21 protein-coding genes and 1 pseudogene are annotated in these 22,660 nt (G+C 33.0%); all 22 read right to left on the reverse strand.

Features of this window, described 5'->3' with window-relative positions; translation table 11 throughout:
- Position 1: 1 nt before the first annotated feature.
- Complete coding sequence (locus tag LBP67_02455; protein MDR2083841.1) at positions 2 to 1,795, reverse strand: 4Fe-4S binding protein; 1,794 nt, start codon at positions 1,793 to 1,795, stop codon at positions 2 to 4.
- Between the two features lie 17 nt (positions 1,796 to 1,812).
- Positions 1,813 to 2,205: a (2Fe-2S) ferredoxin domain-containing protein gene (locus LBP67_02460; protein ID MDR2083842.1), complete on the reverse strand. Its 393-nt coding sequence runs from the start codon at positions 2,203 to 2,205 to the stop codon at positions 1,813 to 1,815.
- Between the two features lie 443 nt (positions 2,206 to 2,648).
- On the reverse strand, positions 2,649 to 4,157 hold the full coding sequence (locus LBP67_02465; protein MDR2083843.1) for a T9SS type A sorting domain-containing protein: 1,509 nt from the start codon (positions 4,155 to 4,157) through the stop codon (positions 2,649 to 2,651).
- 106 nt (positions 4,158 to 4,263) lie between these two features.
- Entirely contained in the window at positions 4,264 to 4,434 is a 171-nt protein-coding gene (locus LBP67_02470; protein ID MDR2083844.1) for a hypothetical protein, read from the reverse strand.
- A 121-nt stretch (positions 4,435 to 4,555) separates the two neighbouring features.
- On the reverse strand, positions 4,556 to 5,314 hold the full coding sequence (locus LBP67_02475; GenBank protein ID MDR2083845.1) for a class I SAM-dependent methyltransferase: 759 nt from the start codon (positions 5,312 to 5,314) through the stop codon (positions 4,556 to 4,558).
- On the reverse strand, positions 5,304 to 6,092 hold the full coding sequence (locus LBP67_02480) for a hypothetical protein (protein MDR2083846.1): 789 nt from the start codon (positions 6,090 to 6,092) through the stop codon (positions 5,304 to 5,306). Before LBP67_02480 ends, LBP67_02475 begins: the two co-directional genes overlap by 11 nt.
- A 32-nt stretch (positions 6,093 to 6,124) precedes the next feature.
- A complete protein-coding gene (locus LBP67_02485; GenBank protein ID MDR2083847.1) occupies positions 6,125 to 7,567 on the reverse strand; it encodes a hypothetical protein in 1,443 nt (480 codons plus the stop codon).
- 229 nt (positions 7,568 to 7,796) lie between these two features.
- Entirely contained in the window at positions 7,797 to 8,510 is a 714-nt protein-coding gene (locus tag LBP67_02490) for a DNA alkylation repair protein (protein MDR2083848.1), read from the reverse strand.
- Positions 8,511 to 8,670: 160 nt separating this feature from the next.
- Positions 8,671 to 9,201 carry a hypothetical protein gene (locus tag LBP67_02495; GenBank protein ID MDR2083849.1) on the reverse strand — a complete coding sequence of 177 codons (531 nt, stop codon included), beginning with the start codon at positions 9,199 to 9,201 and terminating at the stop codon, positions 8,671 to 8,673.
- A 285-nt stretch (positions 9,202 to 9,486) separates the two neighbouring features.
- A pseudogene (locus LBP67_02500) lies at positions 9,487 to 10,047 on the reverse strand (glycosyltransferase family 39 protein).
- Positions 10,048 to 10,761: 714 nt separating this feature from the next.
- A complete protein-coding gene (locus LBP67_02505; GenBank protein ID MDR2083850.1) occupies positions 10,762 to 11,187 on the reverse strand; it encodes an OsmC family protein in 426 nt (141 codons plus the stop codon).
- 251 nt (positions 11,188 to 11,438) lie between these two features.
- Entirely contained in the window at positions 11,439 to 13,160 is a 1,722-nt protein-coding gene (locus LBP67_02510; protein MDR2083851.1) for a two-component sensor histidine kinase, read from the reverse strand.
- Positions 13,157 to 13,843, reverse strand: coding sequence for a response regulator transcription factor (locus LBP67_02515; GenBank protein ID MDR2083852.1), 687 nt, complete (start codon positions 13,841 to 13,843; stop codon positions 13,157 to 13,159). The genes LBP67_02510 and LBP67_02515 overlap by 4 nt, the downstream gene beginning before the upstream one ends.
- A gap of 58 nt (positions 13,844 to 13,901) precedes the next feature.
- The gene (gene phoU / locus LBP67_02520; protein MDR2083853.1) at positions 13,902 to 14,579 is read right to left on the reverse strand and encodes a phosphate signaling complex protein PhoU; all 678 of its coding nucleotides are present in this window, start codon (positions 14,577 to 14,579) and stop codon (positions 13,902 to 13,904) included.
- Positions 14,576 to 15,046 carry a methylglyoxal synthase gene (locus LBP67_02525; GenBank protein MDR2083854.1) on the reverse strand — a complete coding sequence of 157 codons (471 nt, stop codon included), beginning with the start codon at positions 15,044 to 15,046 and terminating at the stop codon, positions 14,576 to 14,578. The genes phoU and LBP67_02525 overlap by 4 nt, the downstream gene beginning before the upstream one ends.
- Positions 15,047 to 15,169: 123 nt before the next feature.
- Complete coding sequence (gene pstB, locus LBP67_02530; protein ID MDR2083855.1) at positions 15,170 to 15,916, reverse strand: phosphate ABC transporter ATP-binding protein PstB; 747 nt, start codon at positions 15,914 to 15,916, stop codon at positions 15,170 to 15,172.
- Between the two features lie 6 nt (positions 15,917 to 15,922).
- Positions 15,923 to 16,777, reverse strand: a complete 855-nt coding sequence (gene pstA, locus LBP67_02535) for a phosphate ABC transporter permease PstA (GenBank protein MDR2083856.1) — start codon at positions 16,775 to 16,777, stop codon at positions 15,923 to 15,925.
- A gap of 5 nt (positions 16,778 to 16,782) precedes the next feature.
- Positions 16,783 to 18,072 (reverse strand): phosphate ABC transporter permease subunit PstC, encoded by a 1,290-nt coding sequence (pstC, locus tag LBP67_02540; GenBank protein ID MDR2083857.1) that lies wholly within the window; start codon positions 18,070 to 18,072, stop codon positions 16,783 to 16,785.
- Positions 18,073 to 18,145: 73 nt separating this feature from the next.
- Positions 18,146 to 18,961 carry a PstS family phosphate ABC transporter substrate-binding protein gene (locus tag LBP67_02545; protein MDR2083858.1) on the reverse strand — a complete coding sequence of 272 codons (816 nt, stop codon included), beginning with the start codon at positions 18,959 to 18,961 and terminating at the stop codon, positions 18,146 to 18,148.
- A gap of 265 nt (positions 18,962 to 19,226) precedes the next feature.
- Entirely contained in the window at positions 19,227 to 20,516 is a 1,290-nt protein-coding gene (locus LBP67_02550; protein MDR2083859.1) for a hypothetical protein, read from the reverse strand.
- A 344-nt stretch (positions 20,517 to 20,860) separates the two neighbouring features.
- Positions 20,861 to 21,274: a nuclear transport factor 2 family protein gene (locus LBP67_02555; protein MDR2083860.1), complete on the reverse strand. Its 414-nt coding sequence runs from the start codon at positions 21,272 to 21,274 to the stop codon at positions 20,861 to 20,863.
- Between the two features lie 229 nt (positions 21,275 to 21,503).
- Positions 21,504 to 22,640 (reverse strand): hypothetical protein, encoded by a 1,137-nt coding sequence (locus LBP67_02560; protein MDR2083861.1) that lies wholly within the window; start codon positions 22,638 to 22,640, stop codon positions 21,504 to 21,506.
- Between the last annotated feature and the right edge of the window lie 20 nt (positions 22,641 to 22,660).

Raw genomic sequence — 22,660 nt, forward strand, 5'->3', positions numbered from 1 at the left:
ATTATTTAATTTCGATAGCATTAAATTTACATTTTTCTTTACATGCACCGCATTTGATACAAATAGATTGATCAATAACGTGAGGCATTTTACGTTCGCCTGTAATAGCGTTAACAGGACAGTTGCGTGCACACAATGTACAACCTACGCATTTTTCAGGATCAATGACATAGCGTAACATGCTGCGACAAACACCTGAACGGCATTTTTTGTCTGTAACGTGCTCAACGTATTCATCCCAAAAATTATCTATTGTAGATAAAACAGGATTCGGTGATGTTTGTCCTAATCCGCATAAAGCAGTATCTTTAATAACTTTACTTAAATTTCTAAGGTTGTCGAGATCTTCCATAGTTCCTTCGCCCTTGGTAATTTTGTCAAGAATTTCATGTAATCTTTTATTACCTACACGGCAAGGTGTACATTTTCCGCAAGATTCCTCTACTGTAAATTCAAGGTAGAATTTAGCAATACTTACCATACAATCATCTTCGTCCATAACTATCATACCGCCGGAACCCATCATAGAACCCGCTGCAATCAGATTATCATAGTCGATAGGAGTGTCAAGATGTTTTTCTGTGAGGCAACCGCCGGAAGGACCGCCTGTTTGAACGGCTTTGAATTTTTTGCCGCCCTTTATACCGCCGCCGATTTCATAAATTACTTCACGGAGTGTTGTACCCATTGGAACTTCAATTAAACCTACGTTATTGATTTTACCGGCGAGAGCAAATACTTTTGTTCCCTTTGATTTTTCGGAACCGATAGTATTGAACCAGTCAGCGCCTTTGTTAATAATGATAGGAATACAAGCGAAAGTTTCCACGTTGTTAACGTTGGTCGGTTTTTCAAGGTAACCGCTAACAGCCGGGAACGGCGGTTTGAAAGTAGGTTCACCGCGATGGCCTTCCATAGAATGGATAAGAGCTGTTTCTTCACCGCAAACGAAAGCACCTGCTCCGTAGCGAAGTTCTATATCGAAATTGAAACCGCTGTCAAGAATATTTTTACCTAACAATCCGTATTCACGAGCTTGTCCTAAAGCTATTTTCAATCGTTGAATTGCTAACGGATATTCGGCTCTGATATAAATAAGGCCGGTATCTGCACCGATGCAATAACCGCAAATAGCCATTGCTTCAATAACCGAATGAGGATCGCCTTCAAGGATTGATCTATCCATAAACGCGCCCGGATCGCCTTCGTCGGCGTTACAAACAACGTATTTTTGATCGCTAACGCTTTTACGTGCGAGTTCCCATTTTAATCCTGTGGGAAAACCGCCGCCACCACGACCTCTTAGTCCGGATTTCTTAATTTCGTTGATGCAGCTTTCCGGAGTCATGTCTGAAAGAACTTTTCCAAGAGCTAAATAAGCATCGCGGGAAATAGCTTCGTCAATATTTTCAGGATCAATGAATCCGCAGTTATTTAGAGCTATTCTCAATTGTTTTTGATAGAAGCCCATATGCTTGGAATCGCTGATATGTTTATGAGTTTCCGGATCAGTATATAATAATTTTTCTACTTTACGTCCCTTGATTATGTGTTCTGCAACAATAGTAGCAGCATCTTCAGGGGTAACGCGAACGTAGAAAGTATTGTCAGGCATTATTTTAACGATAGGTCCTTTTTCGCAGAATCCGAAACAACCTGAAGCAATTACCTGAACATCATTTTGTAAATTTTGTGCTTCGAGTTCTTTTTTCAGATTCTCGATGATAGTTGCACTGTTTGAAGCTTGACATCCTGTACCGCCGCAAACTAAAATATGATATTTATAATTAGCCATTATTCCTCCGAAATTAATTATTCAACTGATTTGTAGTTTTTAGGGATAATACCTTCGACCAACTCGCCGTTTTTGATATATTTTTCAATAATCTCATTGGCTTTAGTTATGTTAACATAGCCGAAAACTATAGGTTCTTGGCCGGGCATCGTAACTTCGATAGTAGGTTCTGCATAACAATATCCCATGTCACCGGTTTGGGTAACAATAGCATCAATATTTCTTTTGGGTAACTCTTCGCTTAGATAGTTGAAAACTTCCTTGGCGCCGGAAGCAATACCACTCGTAGCCATCCCAACCTTAATTTGAACTATTGCATCTGGGTTGTCGGCATTTTCTCTAAGCTTAATTTTTTCTTGTAATTCCGATTTTACTTTACGGAGATCGTCAAGTGATTTAATTTTTGCCATAATTTTAAAAAATTTTACCGTTTAATTTCTTGAATAAATATAAACGGTTATTATTGATTATTAAATATTTAATATAAATTGAAATTATTATTTTTTTATTTAAAAATGTTTTGCAAATTTAGTAAATTTTTTGACAAAAACAAATCAAAATGAGGGAAAAAACGAACAAGTTGTTACAGCGTTGACAATCTGTTTTGTATAAGTAAAGAAGTAAATATAAAAAAAGTTAAATTTCGATAGTTATTTTGAGTATATGAAACTTTCGAAATAACAAATATTCATAGTCATAAAATGGTTCGAAAATAAAGAAAATAAGTATTTGGAGTTTATTTCCATACTAATTTTCGGAATTATGTAATTGTTTATATGCGAGTGTTTTAATAAAAGAATAAGTTTCTTTATTGTTGAATTTTAAAATAGGTCTTTTAAACTCAAAAAACTTGTTATTCAACAATAAATTTACTAACGTAACCAAAATCATTCTTTATAAAGTAAATACCGGTATTTAAATCGGAAATATTTACTTTAGAATTAATTTGTTTAATGTTGAAAGTTTTTAGAATTTTGCCGGAAATGTCTATTATGTAATAATTTCCGTAGAGAGTTTCACTTGATAAATTAATTGTGATGAAATCATTTGCCGGATTTGGATATACCAATAATTCGTTTATTTCATCATTATATTTATCAATATTTAAAACATCAACTCTTTCAAAAGCGCCGATATCTATTAACCCGTTAACAACCCTTGCGTTGCCTGCAAAATCGTATTCGTCCAAATATTCCAAAACTTTCATCTCACCGGCATCAATGCATGGGGAGTTTCCGGGAAGATAGTAGTCGTAGTTATCGTATGTTTCAAATTCGATGTTTTCCTCAATAATTTCGTTGTAAATTCCAAGAAAATATTCTCCTGAGCCTGCACCGCTGAATAAATCTTTTCCTCCTTCGATAGTACAGTTAGATAAATTGACAATACTTTCATTGTATGCTATATGTATCTGGTCTCCGCTTGATTCAGCTTCATTCTTTGCGAAAATTGAATTATAAATATTGATAATAACATCATTACTACAATAAATACCGCCGCCGCTTTGTTTGGAATGATTGTCCGCAACAGTGCAGTTCAACATCCTGAAATTAGAATTTTTAACGGCAAAGGCCGCACCAAAAAAAGTGCTCGTGTTATGATGAAATAAGTTATTGTTAAATTTTAAATCTCTGCAACCGGTAATAAAAGCCGCACCGCCACTGGATCCGGTGTTGTTTCTGAACTCACAGCCGACAATAGCCGCATCGTTGCATTCATTACAATAAATAGCGCCGCCTACACTGCTTGATGTGTTGCCATCAAAAATACAATTGTACATTTTAAAAGCGGAATTTTCCGTTGCAATTGCACCTCCGTAACTTTCGGAAATATCGCTGGTATTATTGTTTTGGAAAATGCACCTCTCAAGAACCACATCAGAGTTTGTAAGTGCTACGGCTCCACCAACAAAATTTGCACAATTGTTTTGAAAAATACAATCGGAAAAACGTATAATTGAAGAATTGTAAATATTAACGGCGCCTCCGTTGCCTTCATTACCACAAGCTAAATATGTATATGAATGTTCGAAGGTACAATGTTCAAAGATTGATGAATCTGCGGTAGGATTATCATTTACGGATAGAAAAGCAATACCTCTCCATGAAGTTCCCTGAGGATTATTTTGATTGAACATACTTGTAAATTTAATCGGATTTTCTTCTGTACCTTTTGCAATGATTGTTCCCACAACAGTTATTTTATATTCGCCTGTAAATAATACTACTGTGTTTGGTTCAATTATCATGCTTTCTCCCATGTCTATAATTTTATGCTCCTTAATAAAGAGAGTGTCTTGAGCATGCAGGTTAATAAATGTTTGGAAAAAAAGAAAAGTTATAAAGAATATAATTTTTTTCATTAAAATTAGAATTATTATTTGCCTTACAAAGGTATGTAATTTTTTTGATTGTTTCGTGTCGGATTAAAATAAACCTGTTGATGTAATTATTTTTTATTTTATATTTTTATCCGGTTGATTTAACCGATTGATGAATAAGTCTTTCGCAGAATATAAATTTCACAAGTAACGATTTGGTAACAGTGCATATTTCAGCGTTTCTCGGTACAATACTATCCGAATCGTAGCATAGTTGCGGAGATTTTCCGTAAGAACCCGTAAGGCTTAGTGTTGACATTCCGTTCTTGTAAAGTTCTTGAAATATTCTTTTTGTTCAGATGTAAAGAATTACAGTTCAGATGTTTTTATGTTATTTGCTGAGTTATCTTTTCGTTATACGTCTAAAATTGGTAACATCACTAATTAAATGCTAAAACGTATATCTGTTTTTCCGAATTATCACTAAATGCTTCTTTTTCAAATCCTCCAAACTTGTGAATAATATTGAAACCATTCCATTCCAAATATGAATCTAATTCTTGAGGGAAAAACATTCTCATATCCAAATTTTGGATTGAATGAAACTCACCGTTTATAAAATAATGCCATTCTATGCGATTAATCTGGGTTGAGTTTTCATAACGCATTGTCTGCTTTATCAATACTTTCCGTCCATCGTTGGTTGTATATTCGGCAATTACTTTTTGCTCTTTTTCGCTTTCGACAATATATCGAATATTAGGATTGAAGCAGTCTAAAAGAAATAAACCATCATCTTTGAGGTGATTTTTAACGACATTCAGTGTCTTAAATAAATCATCATTATTATACAAATGATGGATTGAATTAAACGGAATAAAAATAAGGTCGAATTTCTTCTGCAAGTTTAAAGTTCTAATATCTGCTTCAATGAAATTAATCTCTAATCCTGCTTCGGAAGCTTTTATCTTTGCTTGTTCAAGCATTGATGAAGTGTAATCTACTCCACAAATATTGTATCCGTCCTTTGCAATTGGAAGCGTAAGTCTGCCCGTACCACAGCAAAGCTCAAGTATTTTAGCATCTTTATTTTTCGGTAGCCACTTTTTGTAAAATTGCAAATCAAATAAGAAAGTATTTAATCCATCATAAATACTTGCGTCATAAATCAAATCGCCAACCTTGTAATCAGTATTCATTTTGTTTTTCAATTTCACTAAAAAATAATAACACTTTTATTTCAGTTTCTTTCTGTAAATTAATTTCTTTACCGAATAATGATTTACGAAGTTTTTTATATAGCGAAATCGAATTTTGTAATCTCTCTAATAAAGATTTTCTGTTATATTCGGGAATAGTATTTATTAGTAAATTCAAATCTTCATTTTCCAGATCCGTCTCAACACGTCTTACACCGCGAGGCAATTTACCGTTCTTAATATGCAGCAGGGGTCCAAATACCGCTGACCTTAAAAAAGCGAAACAGTCTAAAGCTTCAAAGTATTCACCTCTACCTATTTTCAGTAAAATATAATGTATCCAAATCCAGAATCTGTCTTCGATCCATTGATATTCCGGATATGGAAATTTTGCTTCGGAGTTTGTTAGTGCAGATTTTAATTGTTCGTTTTTATCTAATAAAATTGTTGGAGTTTCAATACGGTTTTTAAATTCGTCAAGCGTAACAAACTTGAGGTCGACATGTAATAACGGCTTATCATAGAGACATACCAATAGACGAGGTTCTCCTACATGTTCGCCGGTAAATCCCGATAAAAAATTATCGAACCGTTTGGCATAATCAAACATTTTACTTTTGTTGCCGGAAATCTTTTCTTTTGTAACGATTATAAGATCAAGATCGGAAAACTCATCAATTTGATTTGTCAACCATGAACCGCCAACCGCTAAGCCTATGATATTTTCATCATTTGCTAAAATGTTTTTTGCCTTATATGCAAATTCAATTTGTGTCATATTTATTTTTTATTACACATCAATTTGATTCTTTATTTTAATATATCCGTTATAAATTCTACCCATTTATATTCAGGAATACTTTTATCAATGAAAAAATCAGGTTGTATTCCTATATCATCAATAGCCATATCCGGAATTCTGTAACTTTTTGATGTGCAATACCATAATTTAAATTCTTCACATGGAGATTCTACGCCATTCAAATTAGATACATCTAATGCGCCGTATGTTGTAGTGCCGAACAGCTTTACTTTTTTACTTTGCTTCGCAGCCAATAAAAATTGTTCTGTAGTACTGGCATTTCCTTCGTTTATAATTATTCCTATATTTTTTGGATACATATAAACCGTATCTTGCTCTGTGATATCTAATACATCAGGAAAAATATTTACAAATTCATTTAAATGTTTTTCCATTTTATCATAGGCTTCTTTTGCCCAATTTCTGGTGTCTTCATTAAAACCAGATTCGATATCAGCGGCTTCCGACATCATCTGATTATTTAGCTTCGTAGACAGAAATTCAACTCCAACAGTACGTATAGGATTGGTGTAAAGAAAAGGAATTATTTCTTCAAAACATTGGTCGGAACCTCCTCCGTTCCACCTCAAGTCTATAATTAAATTTTTTGTTCTAAGTATCCGTTCTTTATTGGTTAGAATAACACTGTCGATAGCGGTTTTCTGACTGAAGTCAAAGCTCGGGATTACTAATAGCAAAGTTGATTCGTTTATTTCGTCTAAATAAGGTTCTTGTGTTGATAAGAGTTTCATATAATCTTCAACTTCTTTATCTTGCGGAAAAGAAGGGCTTAATCGGTTAAGTATATGTCTTCCTATTTCTAAATAATTATTACCTAATAATTCAGGTTTTCCCGTTTCTTCCGGGGAATGATCTCTAAGGTAAAAAACAGATTGAAAAGTATCCTTATCTTTTGTTATGCGGAGTTTAATTTGTTTTTCCTTCCAAGTATCTGCAGCGGAAGAAATAATAAATCCGATATAATCGTCACCATTTCTCTTGATACCGATCTTATAAGCTCCTGTTTCCCAAATTCCTTCAAAATCAGCCTCTTTTTTTTCGTTAATATATTTTTCAAATTCCGAAATATTTATATCAAATGTTTCATAATGAGTTTCCGGTGTATTTATTTTATTATTATTGTATTCATCATATTTTAATAATTCGATGCCAATATGTCCGGATCTGAAAAATGTAAGCCATTCATACAATAATCTAGTACAATCTTCAAGTTTATCTACTGCCTTTATTTTATCGGTAAATAGCATATTATGAATATCGTATGCCTGTTGTCCTTTATTTGCGATAATATATTGAAAACCTGCATCGTTTTCTTCAAACGTTTTTTTTGTCCATTCGAAATTGCTTTGACAATCGCAATCTTGTCCATAAATTGTTCCTGAAATTACCATTAAAAAGATTAATGTCAAAAAATTTATTTTATAATTCATAGTTTATTGTTTTTTGATTACACATAACTTTACCGCAATTGAATATTTGGCGGTTTGCAATTCGAGTGAAAAATTGACGAATTCGTGCTAATAATTTTTTTAAAAAGATAGTTTTTATAATAAATATTTTACAAGAATATTGCAAATATAGTGAAATGTTAGTAATTAGGTAATAACAACTTTCTGATTTTATTCAATTAATCAGGGGCGGAATTACGTTGCTTAATTATCATTTTTTCATTGCTTCGGTTTTTAAATCCTGAGGCATTTTCTCAATCGCATAGCGTAATGCAGTACGTGGCATTACCGATTTTTTCGATATTACATAGTTAAAAACTTCTTTCTGATGAGCTTGGCTTGCTGCTTTTAACATCCATCCGTAACCTTTTTGTACCATATCGTCTTTATCAAGTAGGAGAATATCTGCAATTTCAAAAATATCATTCAAAAACATTCCTTTGCGGGCGGGAATAATTAATGTAACTGCAGAAGCCCTTTTTACAAATCTTTGGGGAGATTTTGCCCATTTCTTTAATTCGTTAATATATTCAGGATACATCATTATAAATGTTCCGATAGTATGATTGCATAAAGTATCGCAATCCGCCCAATTATTTACATAATTTCTGACCCAATTTTCAAAAATTAAAAAATCGGAAGGTTCATACTTCTTATGTAAAGATTCTGTGAATATACAAGCAATAGCCGCTTCTTCAAAATACTTAGATTTCCAAAGTTCTTCACAAATTTCTAAGATTTCTTCCTTTGGTTTTTCTTTTATTTCTTTAAGAAATTCTTTACCTATCTTGTAAACATCAACAGTTTTTGTACCGTGAACTAAAGCCTCTTCACCTTTTTTGAAAAATTTGTTTGAAGCTTCACGCGTTTTTTCATCGGAACAATTTATCAATGTTTTACGGATTTCAGTTATTATTTTCTGCATATTTAATTTGGTTTCTATCGGTTTAAATCGTACTAAAGGATAGTAATCTCACGTACAGTATTAAAAATGAAAATATTTTCATGGGTATAAGCGTACCAATAAAATAAATTTTCAATCAAAAAGCAATATTGAAATTAAATGTTAAACAATTAGCTCCTGCTTATTTAGATTCATATTCAAGCACTTTAAATATTTCGTAAAATTTATACTCATTTTTTAAACTGTAATTTGCATCCAACTCATTATTTATATTATTATTCGGAAATGAAAAATTTGCTGCTGCATCTAAAAAAACTATATTATTATACTTTTTAAAATTAATCTCGCTGATATTGTTTATTCCATAAATGTTTTCATTCTTTAAATCCGTGTCAATATTTGCATATATGTTTTTGGTGTTATAATCTTTAAACATTTCTATATCATAGTAATAAACAAAATTAATAATAAAATGTTGAGGGCAAATTAATACAAGTGTATTTTCATTTTTTATTTCTTTTACTTTTTCAACTGTTTCCTTGACATTTCTTTTATTAGTAATATTGGGTTTGGTAGTTGCAATAAATAATACACAAATGATAATCGGTATTATATATCTGAATTTAGGATTCTCTATTAAATAATTGGCAGAAATGCTTAATACGAAACAAAAAGCTATGGATGCGGGCATTAAATACCTGTCTAAAAACATTGGAACAAAATATGAAATACCAAACATAAAAAAGAAAATAAATATAAACCAGAAGAACATTAATTGATAATTTAAATTAACTTGATTATATTGCTTGGATTTTTTTCGGATTATAAGCTTAATTATATATTTTATCAATGATATTATAAAGATTGAGATTACTATTATAGTCACAACTGGGGCATTAGAAAATTGCCATAGCATATTATATAAACTTTCGAATCCATTTGGAGTGCTAACCCATGTGCCATTTACTGAAGAAGTAATAAGCCTGTAAAAAAATACAATTATGTTTGGGATATAGAATATTAGAATTATTCCGATACATATTGTTATTTGTCTCCAATATTTTAAAAATAATTTCCAATTAAATAATAAAAACAAAAATTGTGTTATTAGTATGAAGAATCCGAAATAATGAGAATATATTATAAGTATGTTTACAAGTAAAAGTATTATTAAATTCTTATTAATTTTAATATTTAGTAGATTCTTACTTCCAGTATCTGTATTTAGTTTACATTCATTTATTACATTTAAGAAATAATACATTGATAATACCGACAACATTCCTAAAAATGCATAAACTCTGGCTTCGTGAGCAAATAATATTTGATAATTTGAAAATATAAATATAATACTTGCATAAAGTGCAATTCGTTTATTTAGATGCTTAATTCCTAATTTATATATAAATAGGACAGTTATGCAGCTAAATATTAAGGATGGAAAACGAACGGAAAATTCAGAGATTCCAAAAATTTTAATCCAAAAATGTAATATTATTTCATATAAAGGCGGGTTGTTGCCACTTGATAGTAATTTTATTATTGATGCAATATCCATTTGTGCATGGTAAACACTGAATGGTTCATCATTACCTAGAGAATTATAAGATAGGAATACTACTTTAACTAAAAAATTAATCAGGATTAATGCTGTTATAATAATCGTAGTCTCATATTTTTTTAATATTTTCATTAGATTCATTTTCAATGCAATTATGATTATTTGTTAGAATTATTTTTATATGTAAAACATCGTTTTCGAAGTTTTATAGCGTTGTGTAGATTTATATTCAAAATCTTTAGATTAATTAACATTTGCAAATGTACCTAAAATTTACCATATTGAATACTTTAATTGTCATTACGCATAATTGATTGTTATATGTAAATCTATTTTAATATTTCAAATTATTATTGAAAAATTATATCTTTTTTAATTCACTTGGTTTTAAACATTATTCTTCGTAATTACATAATGTTATGTATTCTTTATTTGCACATACTTTTTTATATCGACTGTAAAAAATAAAGTTTTTTGTTCATCAGAACAAGTCAATGATAATCATTTTTGCTAACGATCAGGAATGGAGTATTTTGTAATTCAATACCAAATAGTACGATTGTAAGTTTTTTCGGATAATTTTCCGGAATTATAAATTTACGATATTTATTTTTCTAAACCTGTTTGGAGTAGCTAATATTTTATCGAAAGGAGTCATTAATCTTATGGTTACAAAGCAGTTTGTTGTGTGAAATGTTTTTTTTATATCTTCTATTTAATAAATACGTTTGTTTCTATTTCTATGTCGCTTTTCAGCATAGACCATATAGGGCAGTATGTTGTTTCGGCCATTTTAATTATTTTCTCTATTTCTTCTTTAGTAATATCTTTTGATTTTATAAATATATCAAGAATTATTTTATTAAATCCGGTAGGATGTTCTGTCTTTCTAATTCCTGCTATTTTCACAGAATATTCTTCGATATTTTTTTGCATTTTTCTTAACATCGGCAATACGACTCCACTGATACAAGTTCCGAAACTTATTAAAAATAATTCTAACGGCATATATCCCTCGCCATTTCCCAAAGGAGGAATATAGTCGGTAATTATTTCCGGATTATTTCCTGTTTTTGTTTGAAATTTAAGTCCGTTATCTATCAATTTGATTTCTGCATTTAAATAATTTTTTTCCATAATCTTAATGTTATTATTATATTATTATAAATTATACTATCTGATAATATTGCTATTAACGTTTTTGCGACGTAGTATAATGCAAGATTTCAGCAAAATTTTCTGCGAAGATACAAAATTCCGGAATTCAAAACTTTAAACAGTTTTACAAATCAATGTTTTCTTTAGATGTTACTGACTTAGTTACACACTGTGTTGTCTGTAAATATTTACAATATTCGGCATTCGTCTTTTTTGAATTCTTTGAATAATTAATCGATTTTCAAAGTAAATAAAAATTCCAAACCTACTCCTTTTTTATTTTTAACGACAATTGAACCTTTGTGAAATGCGATTGCATTCTTAACAATGGATAATCCTAATCCGGAGCCGCCCGAATCACGGGTGCGACCTTCGGTTATTCTATAAAAACGTTCGAAAAGTCTATTCAAATGAGATTCATCGGAAATTCCTACTCCGTTGTCGGAATAAGAAAAATAGTAAAATTGTTTATCTTGATTGTATTTTGTAATTGTTATTGTTACATTTTCTCCTGCATAACGAATAACATTATCGGTCAGATTGCGGAAGATAGAATAGATGAGGTTTTGATTTCCATTTATTATCAGGTTTTCCGGAATGTCCCATTCCATTTTTATTCCCTTTTCCCGTAAGGGTATTTGAAGGTCATTTTTTAAATTGTTGAGCAACTCGTTTATATTGATTGGGGTAAGATTGAATGAATTTGGAGCTTCTTCCATTTTTGTGATTAAGCCCATATCCTGAATCAATTCTGATAATACAACGGATTGGTCATAAGCCTGTTGAATGAAATGATGCTCTTTTTCAGTGCTTAATTTTTTTCCTAAAACGGTTTCAAGATAAGCGCGAATACTTGTTACTGGAGTTCGCAATTCATGTGCTATGTTGCCGGTAATCTCTTGTTTTAGCTGTCTTACTTTTTCATGCTTAGTGGTGTCGTTCAGAATAATTTCAAAGCTATTATCGTCGAAAATATTTACCCGTATAGTAAAGTGTTTTCCCTGTTTATTGATTTGTGTTTCGAAATATTTCTCTTCATTATTACAAATAATGAAAGTTGAGACATCTTTAAAAGTGTCGTCCGAAAGAATTACAGATGGATCTATGCTTGTATTTCCAATGATTGTATTGAGATATTGCATAAAAAGGCCGTTATAATATTCGATTTTTTTATCGGCACTGAAAAAGCATAATCCCTCTTCGGAGGTATGAACATGTTGTAGTAATTTTTCTCTTTCAAGAGCTATTGTTTTTTTGCTTTCCTGAAGATAATTGTAATCCCGAATGATTTTTGTTCCGATTTCGCCTAATTCGTCGTGAGGAAATTCTATAGTATTTTTTATAAATTGGTCTTTGTTTTCAGACAGAGTGAAATCCCGTAATTTTTGTATTGATTTTCCAAATCTTCCGACAATAATATTGATAACAAATAATGTTACTAAAAAGAAAGCAATAATAAAGTATATAAACAGATTGTCCGGTTTAATAAATCGCTGTGTTTGAATGTCGTAAGGCAAGGCGGTGCGAATGTAATAATTGTTGAATTTTTTGGCGTAGTACAAATACTCTTTATTATTGGAAGCAGATGTACGAATATCTGTTCCTTTCCCTTTTTCATGCGCAATCATAATTTCCGGACGAACAGAGTGGTTTTCTAAATAAGAGATATTCTTAACATTATTATCGTAAAGCACATTTCCTTTTTTATCTATTATGGTGAGGCGTATATTTTGAGGAAGTAATCGGGTTATGCTATCTATGTTTTGCAGATTATTTCCGGTAGCCGATAACCCCGCATAGACAATTTCGGCGTAAGCGTCCAATTTTCCTTCTAATATTTCTGTTCTGGTTTTTCTTTCTTTTGCCTGTTCAAATATTACAATTCCTGCCGTAAACAGCGCGAATATGATAAAAATATAAAGAAATAATTTTTGTTTATAACTTAATTTCATATATTGGAAGGAGTAAATTTATAACCATATCCGGGTCGATTAACAATGATGGAAGCATATTTCCCCATTTTTTTTCTTAAACGGGTAATGTGTACATCTACAGTTCTTTCAGTAATATAAGGAAAATCTTGCCAAACAGTATCAATAATATTTTCGCGTGAAAAAATTTTATCGGGTTTCTTAGCAAGCAAAATTAAAATTTCAAACTCGGTTTTGGTGAGCGTAACAGGTATTTGATTAATAATAAGCTCTTTTGCCATAATATCAATGATAATATCATCAAAAATGATTTTATTATCATTAGTATTTTGTTCTGTAGCATCTATTCTTTTTATAACGGCTTTTATGCGGGCAATTACTTCCTTTATGGAAAACGGTTTGGAAATGTAATCATCAGCTCCTACGGAAAATCCGGTAAGCATATCGTTTTCAGTATCTTTGGCTGTTAGGAAAATAATAGGAATCTGATTGTTGTCTTTGCGTAGTTTTTCCGCCATTTTATAGCCCGATATTCCACCCATCATAACATCAAGTAAGATGAGCGTATGTTCCGAGGATATTTTCTTCAAAGCTTCTTCTGCCGAATAGGCACATTCAACCTGATAACCTTCGTTAATTAAATTAAATTCGAGGATTTCGCAAATATTTCGGTCGTCATCGACAATAAGGATTTTATGTTGCATCCACTAAATATTTTTACAAAAGTAAACAAATAATCAATTCTGAAGAGATTTAGCTTCTCTATTTTCGTAAGTTCTTTTTATTGTTATGCTTTAATACTTTTGCATCTACATAAAAAACGATTTCTTCTACAATATTACTGCAATGATCTCCTATGCGTTCTAATTTTCTTACTAAAAGAATGATTTTCAACCCGCAATGTATGTATGCGGGGTTTTCCTGCAAATATTTTGTGAGAATGACGATAGAATTGCGGTAAATTTCATCGATGTCTTCATCTTTTGCCAATATTTTCCCTGCGATTTTTGTGTTTTCCGATTCAAGAGCTACGAAACAATCAGACAGCATTGAGAGCAATATATCGAATGCTTTTTCGATTTGTAATTCTTCAAATATGGAAATATCGATTTTATTACAGTCGTCGTCAATAACATGACGGGCTATTCCTGCGGCAAAATCGCCTATGCGTTCCAAGGTGCTGTTTATTTTCATAAGAGATAATATCAATCTCAAATCTATTGCTACGGGGTTGTAAAGTGCAATGTAATTTTCACAATCACTATCTATTTTTAGCTCAAAAACATCTACTCTTTTTTCGCGACTGACAATTTCTCTTGCTAATTCAATATCGCTATTCAAGAATGCCTGTTTCGATTTTTCAAGTTGCGATAAAACTAATTGCCACATTTGATTAATCTCTTCCCTAAGAGATTGTAATTCTTGTTCAGTATGTTTCATGATAATTTACGATTTTTGTAGTTGTCAAAATCAGGAAGGATCGGAGAATATTTTGTGTCTAACAAATGTGATGAGATTATAAAATCTGCGGCGGATCTTGAGCATGCGTAAACTATATTGTATAAAGTAGCAATTCTAAGCAAAGCCTTTACATCTACATCGTGCGGTTGCGGTTCCATGGCATCCCAAAAGAAAATAAGGATATCCACATCACCGTCGCAAATCAAAGCTCCTAATTGTTGGTCGCCTCCTAAAGGTCCTGATTTAAGTTTTTCTATATTGAAAGTTTTTGTTTTACCATTATCTTTCAATTTTTGATGTAAAACATTTTCAACGAAGTTTCCTGTTGTGCCGGTACATATCAATTTATGTTGAATTAATTCTTCCCAATTCCATTCAACCCATTCAATAAGGTCTTTTTTGCAATTGTCGTGGGCAACTAATGCTATGTTTTTGTGTTTGTTCATATGTAAATGATTGAAAAATTAAATTTTTATAATTATGGATATATTGATCTTATTTACTTTTTTTAATTTTGATATACATGAATATTTTATATTATGTTTTTTCAATTTTCCTTTATTCATTGCCTAACCAAATCTTCCTGTGATATAATTTTGTGTTTGTTCTTGATCGGGATTTAAGAACATTTTTTTTGTATCGCTGTATTCGATTAATTCGCCGAGCATAAAAAATCCCGTTTTATCGCTGACTCTTGCTGCTTGTTGCATGTTATGCGTTACAATAACAATGGTGTATTCCTTTTTTAAATCGTGTATCAATTCTTCTATTTTTGAAGTTGAAATCGGATCCAATGCCGATGCGGGTTCGTCCATCAATAAAATAGAAGGAGATACTGCTAATGCACGGGCTATACACAGTCTTTGCTGCTGTCCGCCGGATAATTCGAAAGCCGATTTTTTCAGCTTGTCTTTGACTTCATCCCAAAGAGCTGCTGCTTTGAGCGATTCTTCTACTCGTTGCGTTATGTATTTTTTGTCTCCCATATTATTGACGTGAAGCCCATAGGACACATTCTCAAAAATGGTTTTCGGAAACGGGTTTGGTTTCTGGAAAACCATTCCTACATTTTTTCTCAATTGATCAACCTGCACGGATTTATTGTAAATATTTTCACCGTCAATCAAGCATTCTCCGGTTAGGCTGATATTACTAATCAGGTCATTCATTCGGTTGAACAATCGCAGAAAGGTCGATTTTCCGCAACCGGATGGACCGATAAAGGCTGTAACGGTGTTGGCTTGCATTTTCATGTTGATGTTTTTCAAAGCGTGAAAATTACCATAATAAAAATTAATATCTTTTGCTTGAATCATGTTAAATTAATTTGTTTTTGTTTTCTTTCCGAAATAACGTCTGAAGAATGCTGCAAGTAAATTCATTAGTAAAACGATTATAATTAATACTAAAGCCGTTCCGTAAGCTATTGGTCGGGATGCTTCAATATCGGTTCCGCTGGTTGCAATTACATATAAATGATAAGGCAAAGCCATTACTTGATCGAAAATACTGTTTGGCAGTTTAGGTAAAAAATAGGCGGCAACTGTGAAAAGAATAGGAGCCGTTTCTCCGGATACCCTGCCTATAGACAATACTAAACCGGTAAGTATATTGGGTGCTGCTGCAGGTAAAACAATCTTGCGGACGGTCTGAAGTTTTGTTGCTCCCAAAGCATAACTCCCAGTTCGATATGAATCTGGGACAGCTTTTAGCGCTTCTTCCGTAATACGAATAATCAGAGGTAAAATTAACAAACCTAAAGTTAGGGAGCCCGCAAGAATTGAGTCTCCGAATCCTAATGTGTTTACAAACAATGCCATTCCGAATAGTCCGAATACTATGGACGGAATACCGCTAAGGTTATTGGTCATCACTCTGATAAATTTGATAACCAATCCGTTTCCCGCATATTCGTTAGTGTAAATTGCAGACATTATTCCTAACGGAAATGCAAATAAAATACTTCCGGCAATCAGGCACAATGTTCCGATAATTGCAGGAAATATTCCGCCTGCCGTCATTCCTTCCGATGGAGCTGTAGTGAGGAATTCCCAACTGATAATGCCAATTCCGTTGTAAATGATAAACCCCAGTATCCAAAATAAAATACCTACTACAAAAATGCCGAGAACTCTGAAAATAGCGAATGCTATATTTTGGGTTATTTTTCTATTCATCAGTCTTATAATCCTTTATTTGGTTGTTTTTTAGAAATAGTCTCGGCTGTAATACTAATTATCAACGTAATGACAAATAAAATACAACCTAACATAAATAGTGATTGATAATGAGTTCCGCCAACCGGAGCTTCTCCCAATTCTGCGGCAATAGTGGCGGGAATAGTTCTAACAGGTTGAAAAAGTGAATTTGGAATTACAGCGGCATTTCCCGTAACCATAAGCACCGCCATAGTTTCGCCTATTGCCCTCCCGATTCCTAAAACCACTGCGGCTGAGATACCGGAGATGGAATGCGGAATAACAACTTTATATATGGTTTGCCAACGTGTTGCTCCCAAGGCCAAACTTCCTTCCCGCAGGGTTCGCGGTGTATTTCGCATTGCATCTTCCGCAACGCTTATAATGGTCGGTAATGCCATTATGGCTAATATCAAACTGCCGGCAAAAGCAGTTTCGCCTACAGGAAGTTTGAATGTTTTTTGAATCAAAGGTACAAGTACTACCAATCCGAAAAATCCATATACTACCGACGGTATTCCCGCCAATAATTCTATGCTTGGTTTTAATAATTTTCTGGTGCGCTCTTCAGCTAATTCCGAAAGATAAATTGCTACGCCCAAACCTAAAGGCAAAGCAATAATTATGGCAAAAATACTTACCCATAATGTTCCCATAATTAATGGAAGAACACCAAATTGAGCAGCAGGAGTAGCAGTAGGTATCCATTCTTTACCTAAAAAGAAATCGGCAGGAGTTATATGAGTTGATGATAGCGTTTTAACATCATTGTTTTCGGGAAGATATTTTTCGGGAAGAAAGGCTATGATATTTGGATTTTCCGAAATTACTTCACCTAATTTTTCCGGAAGCAGATCATAATTTTCTCCCAACTCCTCGTCGGAATAAAGATTGAATATGTCGTCAAAACGGAATATCATAATTTCTAATGGAAAATTAAGAGTTGAGGATTGAAAATTATTTTCGCCTTCTGTTTTCAACTCTCCATTTTCAATGTTCCATTCTGTGATTTCACCGTCAAAGATTTGTTTTATTTGTTGCGATGTCAGAGTTTCAATAGGATTTGATGCATTTACACAAAGCATATATCCTTTTTCTACTGTCGGACTTTTAAATAAACCAAAACCTTCTTTGAATAAAAATAGGACAATTAATAATATTATAATGCTTGTAATAGCTCCGCTTGCAGTTAAAATACTTTCAACAATACACTCTATAAATTTTTTGAATGGAGAATGGAGAGTTGAGAATTGAAAATTTCTTTTTTGTTTCATTTTTTTATTTCAATTTAATATATTGTTTTTTCTTCATTCCGATTCTTAACTCTCTATTCTTCGCCGTTAATTCTTAATTAATCATAATAAATCCGACTTCAGATACTATTTTTTGTCCTTTGTCTGAAAGAACATAATCAATAAACGGTTTTATTTTTGATTCCGAACTTGTTATGTAATAGTAATATAAAGGGCGTACAATTGGATAAGTTTTGTTCTTTGCATTGGCAACAGACGGTTCTGTGTATGTTTTCCCATTGTCGTAAGAAACATGAATAGCTTTTACATCTTTATTTAAGTAGGCTAATCCAACATAACCGATAGCACCTTTTGTTTGACTGATAGATTGAATAATAGAACCGGTAGCCGGCATGCTCATTATGCCGTTCATATAGTTTTTATTTTTCAAAACGCTTTCTTTGAAAAATTCATAAGTTCCGGATGATGTTTCACGGGAATAAGGCACAATTTTTAAATCCTCGCCGCCAACTTCTTTCCAGTTAGTGATTTTTCCGGTAAAGATGTCTTCTAATTGCTCTCGGGTAAGGTTGGTTACTTTATTGCTCTGGTGTACAACGATTGCCAAAGCATCGTAGGCAATAACAACTTCCTTAACTGATTTTCCGGCTTCTTGCAGTTTTTGTTTTTCATCGAACTTAATTTTTCGCGAAGATTGTGCAATATCTGTTGTACCTTGCATTAAGGCGGATATTCCTACGCCGCTTCCGCCTCCGGTTACGGTAACAGATTGTGAAGCGTTTTCTTTCATATAGCTTTCCGCTTCTTTTTGTGATATTGGTAATACGGTATCGGAACCTTTGATTTTTTGTGCAGTGGCGTTAAACATGACGCTTGCTAAAATTACTGTTGCTAAAATTACTTTTTTCATTTCTTTTTACTATTAAATTAATGTTTTTTATTTACTTACTTATTCGGTGCAAAAATAGATTGTCAATGTTACGCCTTGTTGACAATGTTGTTACGATTTTGTTAAGATTTCTTTTGAGAGTTTAATACAATGTCTATCATAATTGAAGGATTTATTAACCAGTGATTTGTGATGTAATTTACTAAGAAATGTATTATTCGTTTTTTTAATTTTGGATTAAATTTCGGTTTTCTCATTTTTTTGTTCTCGATTTTTGAAACTTCAATTAAAATTTGTATTGTAATCTCAATGTGAAAACATTATCTTTTCTATCTTCTTCGTAACCGGCAAGATTTTCCGTTTTTTCATTTTTGATGATTTCGTAATATGCCTGAACTCTTATGTCGCTTGTAGCTCGCCATAACAATCCTAAACCCAATGTATTATAAGCAATATCACCGGCTGTTGTATTGTTTAAACCGATTTCATTTTCGGATATTTTTGTATTTGGATTATATACATCGTATTTAAGCACGGCAGAAAGAGGAAGCGGACCAAAATCCTGTATGAAAATCACATACCAGCCGGAAAAATTTCTAATATAGGTATCGCTTGAAGGTAATGATGATGAGTTAGGACTTTTACTGTTGGATTTACCGCCCGGTTGTTGTCCGAACAAATATTCCGATCTTAATTGTGTCATACCCAATATACTGGAAATGCTGAATTGAATATCAAAGCCAACATATTCCCGTTTGGCAAATTTTCCTATATTTATGTCGTCACTGCTGAGGATATATCCGTTGTTATCCATTGTATATATGTTTTTACTGCCTTGATAAACGCTACCGTGGTAATATGAAATTCCTCCTCCGAGCTTTATATTACTTCCAAAAGATTTATTTACGGAAAGATGCCCGATAAAATCTTTACGGTTATCGGTTTCCATTTTGATACCGTTTCCGGCGAAAATTCCTGCTTCCAATTTAAGAATATTCCACGGCGAAGATTTACCGGCTTGTAATTGTAACATGATTCCTAAATCTCGTTCTTCGGGAAAGAGTGTCTGGAAAACGGTTGAACGTTCGGGAGACTCGCGAAGTGAAGAAGAATAACTGATTTCATTGCCGAACGGACGATCGAAAATACCGACTTTAATCATGCTCTGCGAATTAAACCACGGGTCTTTAATACCGAGATAAGCATCTTTGAATCCAACGCCTTTATCAGTCAAATCCAACTGAAATACTCCCAAAGCAATTTTCCCCTCATACGTAAATTTGATTCGTCCTCTACGGATGCCGATACGGTTAAATGCTTTTTCAGGATTTTCGTTTGCCGAACCTACTTTTAGAGAAGCATTTTCTTCACCCCACTGGTATTGTCCCTGAATGTAACCCGAAACTTTAAACTTTTTTAATCCTTTTACTTCTTCTTCCAACGCTTGTGTTTTCTGTTTCATTACTTCAAACCGATTGGTGTCGGCTTCCTGAGATTGTGCGAAACTCATTGCAGATAAACAAAATCCGCATAAAACAAACAATGTCTTTTTACTTAATCTTAAATGTTTCATCATACTTATACTTTTTTAATTTGACGCCACAAAAGTATTCGTAGAATGTTACGTCTGATTTTCGGACTTGTTAAGAAAATGATAAGATTAAAAGATGAGGTATCACAAATTATTTTGATTCAGAGCAATCTCGCTCTGATATGTTGAAGTTTTAAAAATTGTTCCTGTTTTTTACTGTATCGCCGGTAATGCCGAACTGATTTTTGACGATTTGTACTTTATTCGCAAAAGTTATCATTCCTGTTCTTCAAGCTTAATCGAGGACAACGGCCGATGCCTTGGTATTCGGACGTTTAGCTTGATGCCGAACCGCTTACCGAAAAGACGATTATTTTTCTATTTTTGATTTATTCATTGGGTTGAACGAAAGACCAATGAGTGTGTATGATTTTCCACCGATCAGATATATCTAATCTATAAACCTCTGTGCAGTTCATTTTGAATATCCGACCATCTCTTTGAACCTCATAATTATATGTCAGAACAGCAATGTCTTTTGATAACTGTACTGTAGGATTTATCATTTCATACGAATCGATTTTAATCTTACCTCTGACGCTATTATAATATTCTTCCAGAGCTTTTTTTCCTTCTAATTTATTCTCGAAAGCAGGGTCAATATAAACAACATCATCGGAAGATAAATCTAAAAATCCGTCCGGATTTCCATTATTCCATAACTCCAGAGCCTGTTTCTCCAAAGCAATAATCGTAGCTTTACTATTCTCTTTGTTTGAGGATACACTTGTACATCCAGCCATAAAAAATAAAATTAATATGTATGTAAAATATTTCATTCTGATAAATTCTTATTTATTTTATGAAATTCGTCGAACTATCATTCAAATACTTTATTTCATTATTTTGAAATTGAAATTTTGTCGGATAGTTGTTATTTTATTCAATTAAATCAACTCCTTTTTCTCATTTTTTAAAATGAAATAACGGATACAAAAATATAAATTTTTACTGAATGGTTAATATGAAAAATCAATGATTCCATACCACCAAAAACTGCAACCCTTTTCCGGTGAATCGATTGCTTTCAAGACTTTGTCCCGGTAGTGCGTATTGTTCCGGATTCCAATAGCCGATTACATGAAAAGTTACGACTTTAAACTCTTTCTTCCAACTTAAATAAGCATAGACTTTTGCATTTATCCAGTCGAAATAAATCATTGTGCTGATATTGTCGAACATGCCAAGCGGATAGGAGAGGGAAAGCCCGGAAAAAGTTGTAGCGTTGGAGAAGGCAAATGGCGATTTATCATTGGAGTAAACCATCTGTTCGAAAACAAAATTTAATCCGTTTCCGACACCAAAGGTATAATCCATTCCTAATGTAATCATTTCCTGATTGGTGTAAACATCCAGATTCCTGTTAAAAGTTGTCCAAGAGGCTTCCAGCCAAAGTCCGATAACGACATCCAAACGCATGTCGAAACCGATTTTGTGTTCTCCGATTTCATTGTAATTGAGTGGCAAACCATAATCTTGCAACAGTTTTGTATTTGCCATTCTGAAATGATACGTTCCGGCAATTTCTCCGCGTTTTATCGGAAATTGCGCCCGCATTCCACCTTCGGGATATTTTTTGCTGCCGGAAAGAATTTCAAAGCCTTTAGTATCGCGATTGCCATACAACCCCCAAAACCAGAGATTGGTGTTGTTTTGGAAATAATAACGAAACAACAGCCCGTAAACACCGTCTGTCAGTTGCAATGGGTCGCGAGCATCCATACGGTCGAACCACATCAGCGGGCGGAACATAGTTGCGGAGCCGAAGTTAATTTTCTGCAAGCCTAATCGTAATTCAGTGCGGCGAGAAGAAAATCGCACCCAGGCGCGGTAGGGTTTTATCTTTCCTGAAAAATCAAGACTATCAAAGAAATGCACGCCCATATCTCCGTAAATATTTGCGGAAACCTCAAAATCAATCATCAAATCCTTCTTCTTTTTAAATGGAATTTTGTAGTTGATTTGCGGAATATATCGTCCTCCTATCCAAAAGTCCATGTCAATATTTGGCGTATATTGCATCCATCCCGAGAGTTGTCCGCTGAATTGAAAATTATTTTCTTTGTTTGCATGAGGAATTGTATCCGCTTCCTGGGCAAATATTTGCATCGAAAAAAGTAATAACGTTA

Source organism: Bacteroidales bacterium, from assembly GCA_031276035.1.
Lineage (GTDB): Bacteria > Bacteroidota > Bacteroidia > Bacteroidales > BM520 > RGIG7150.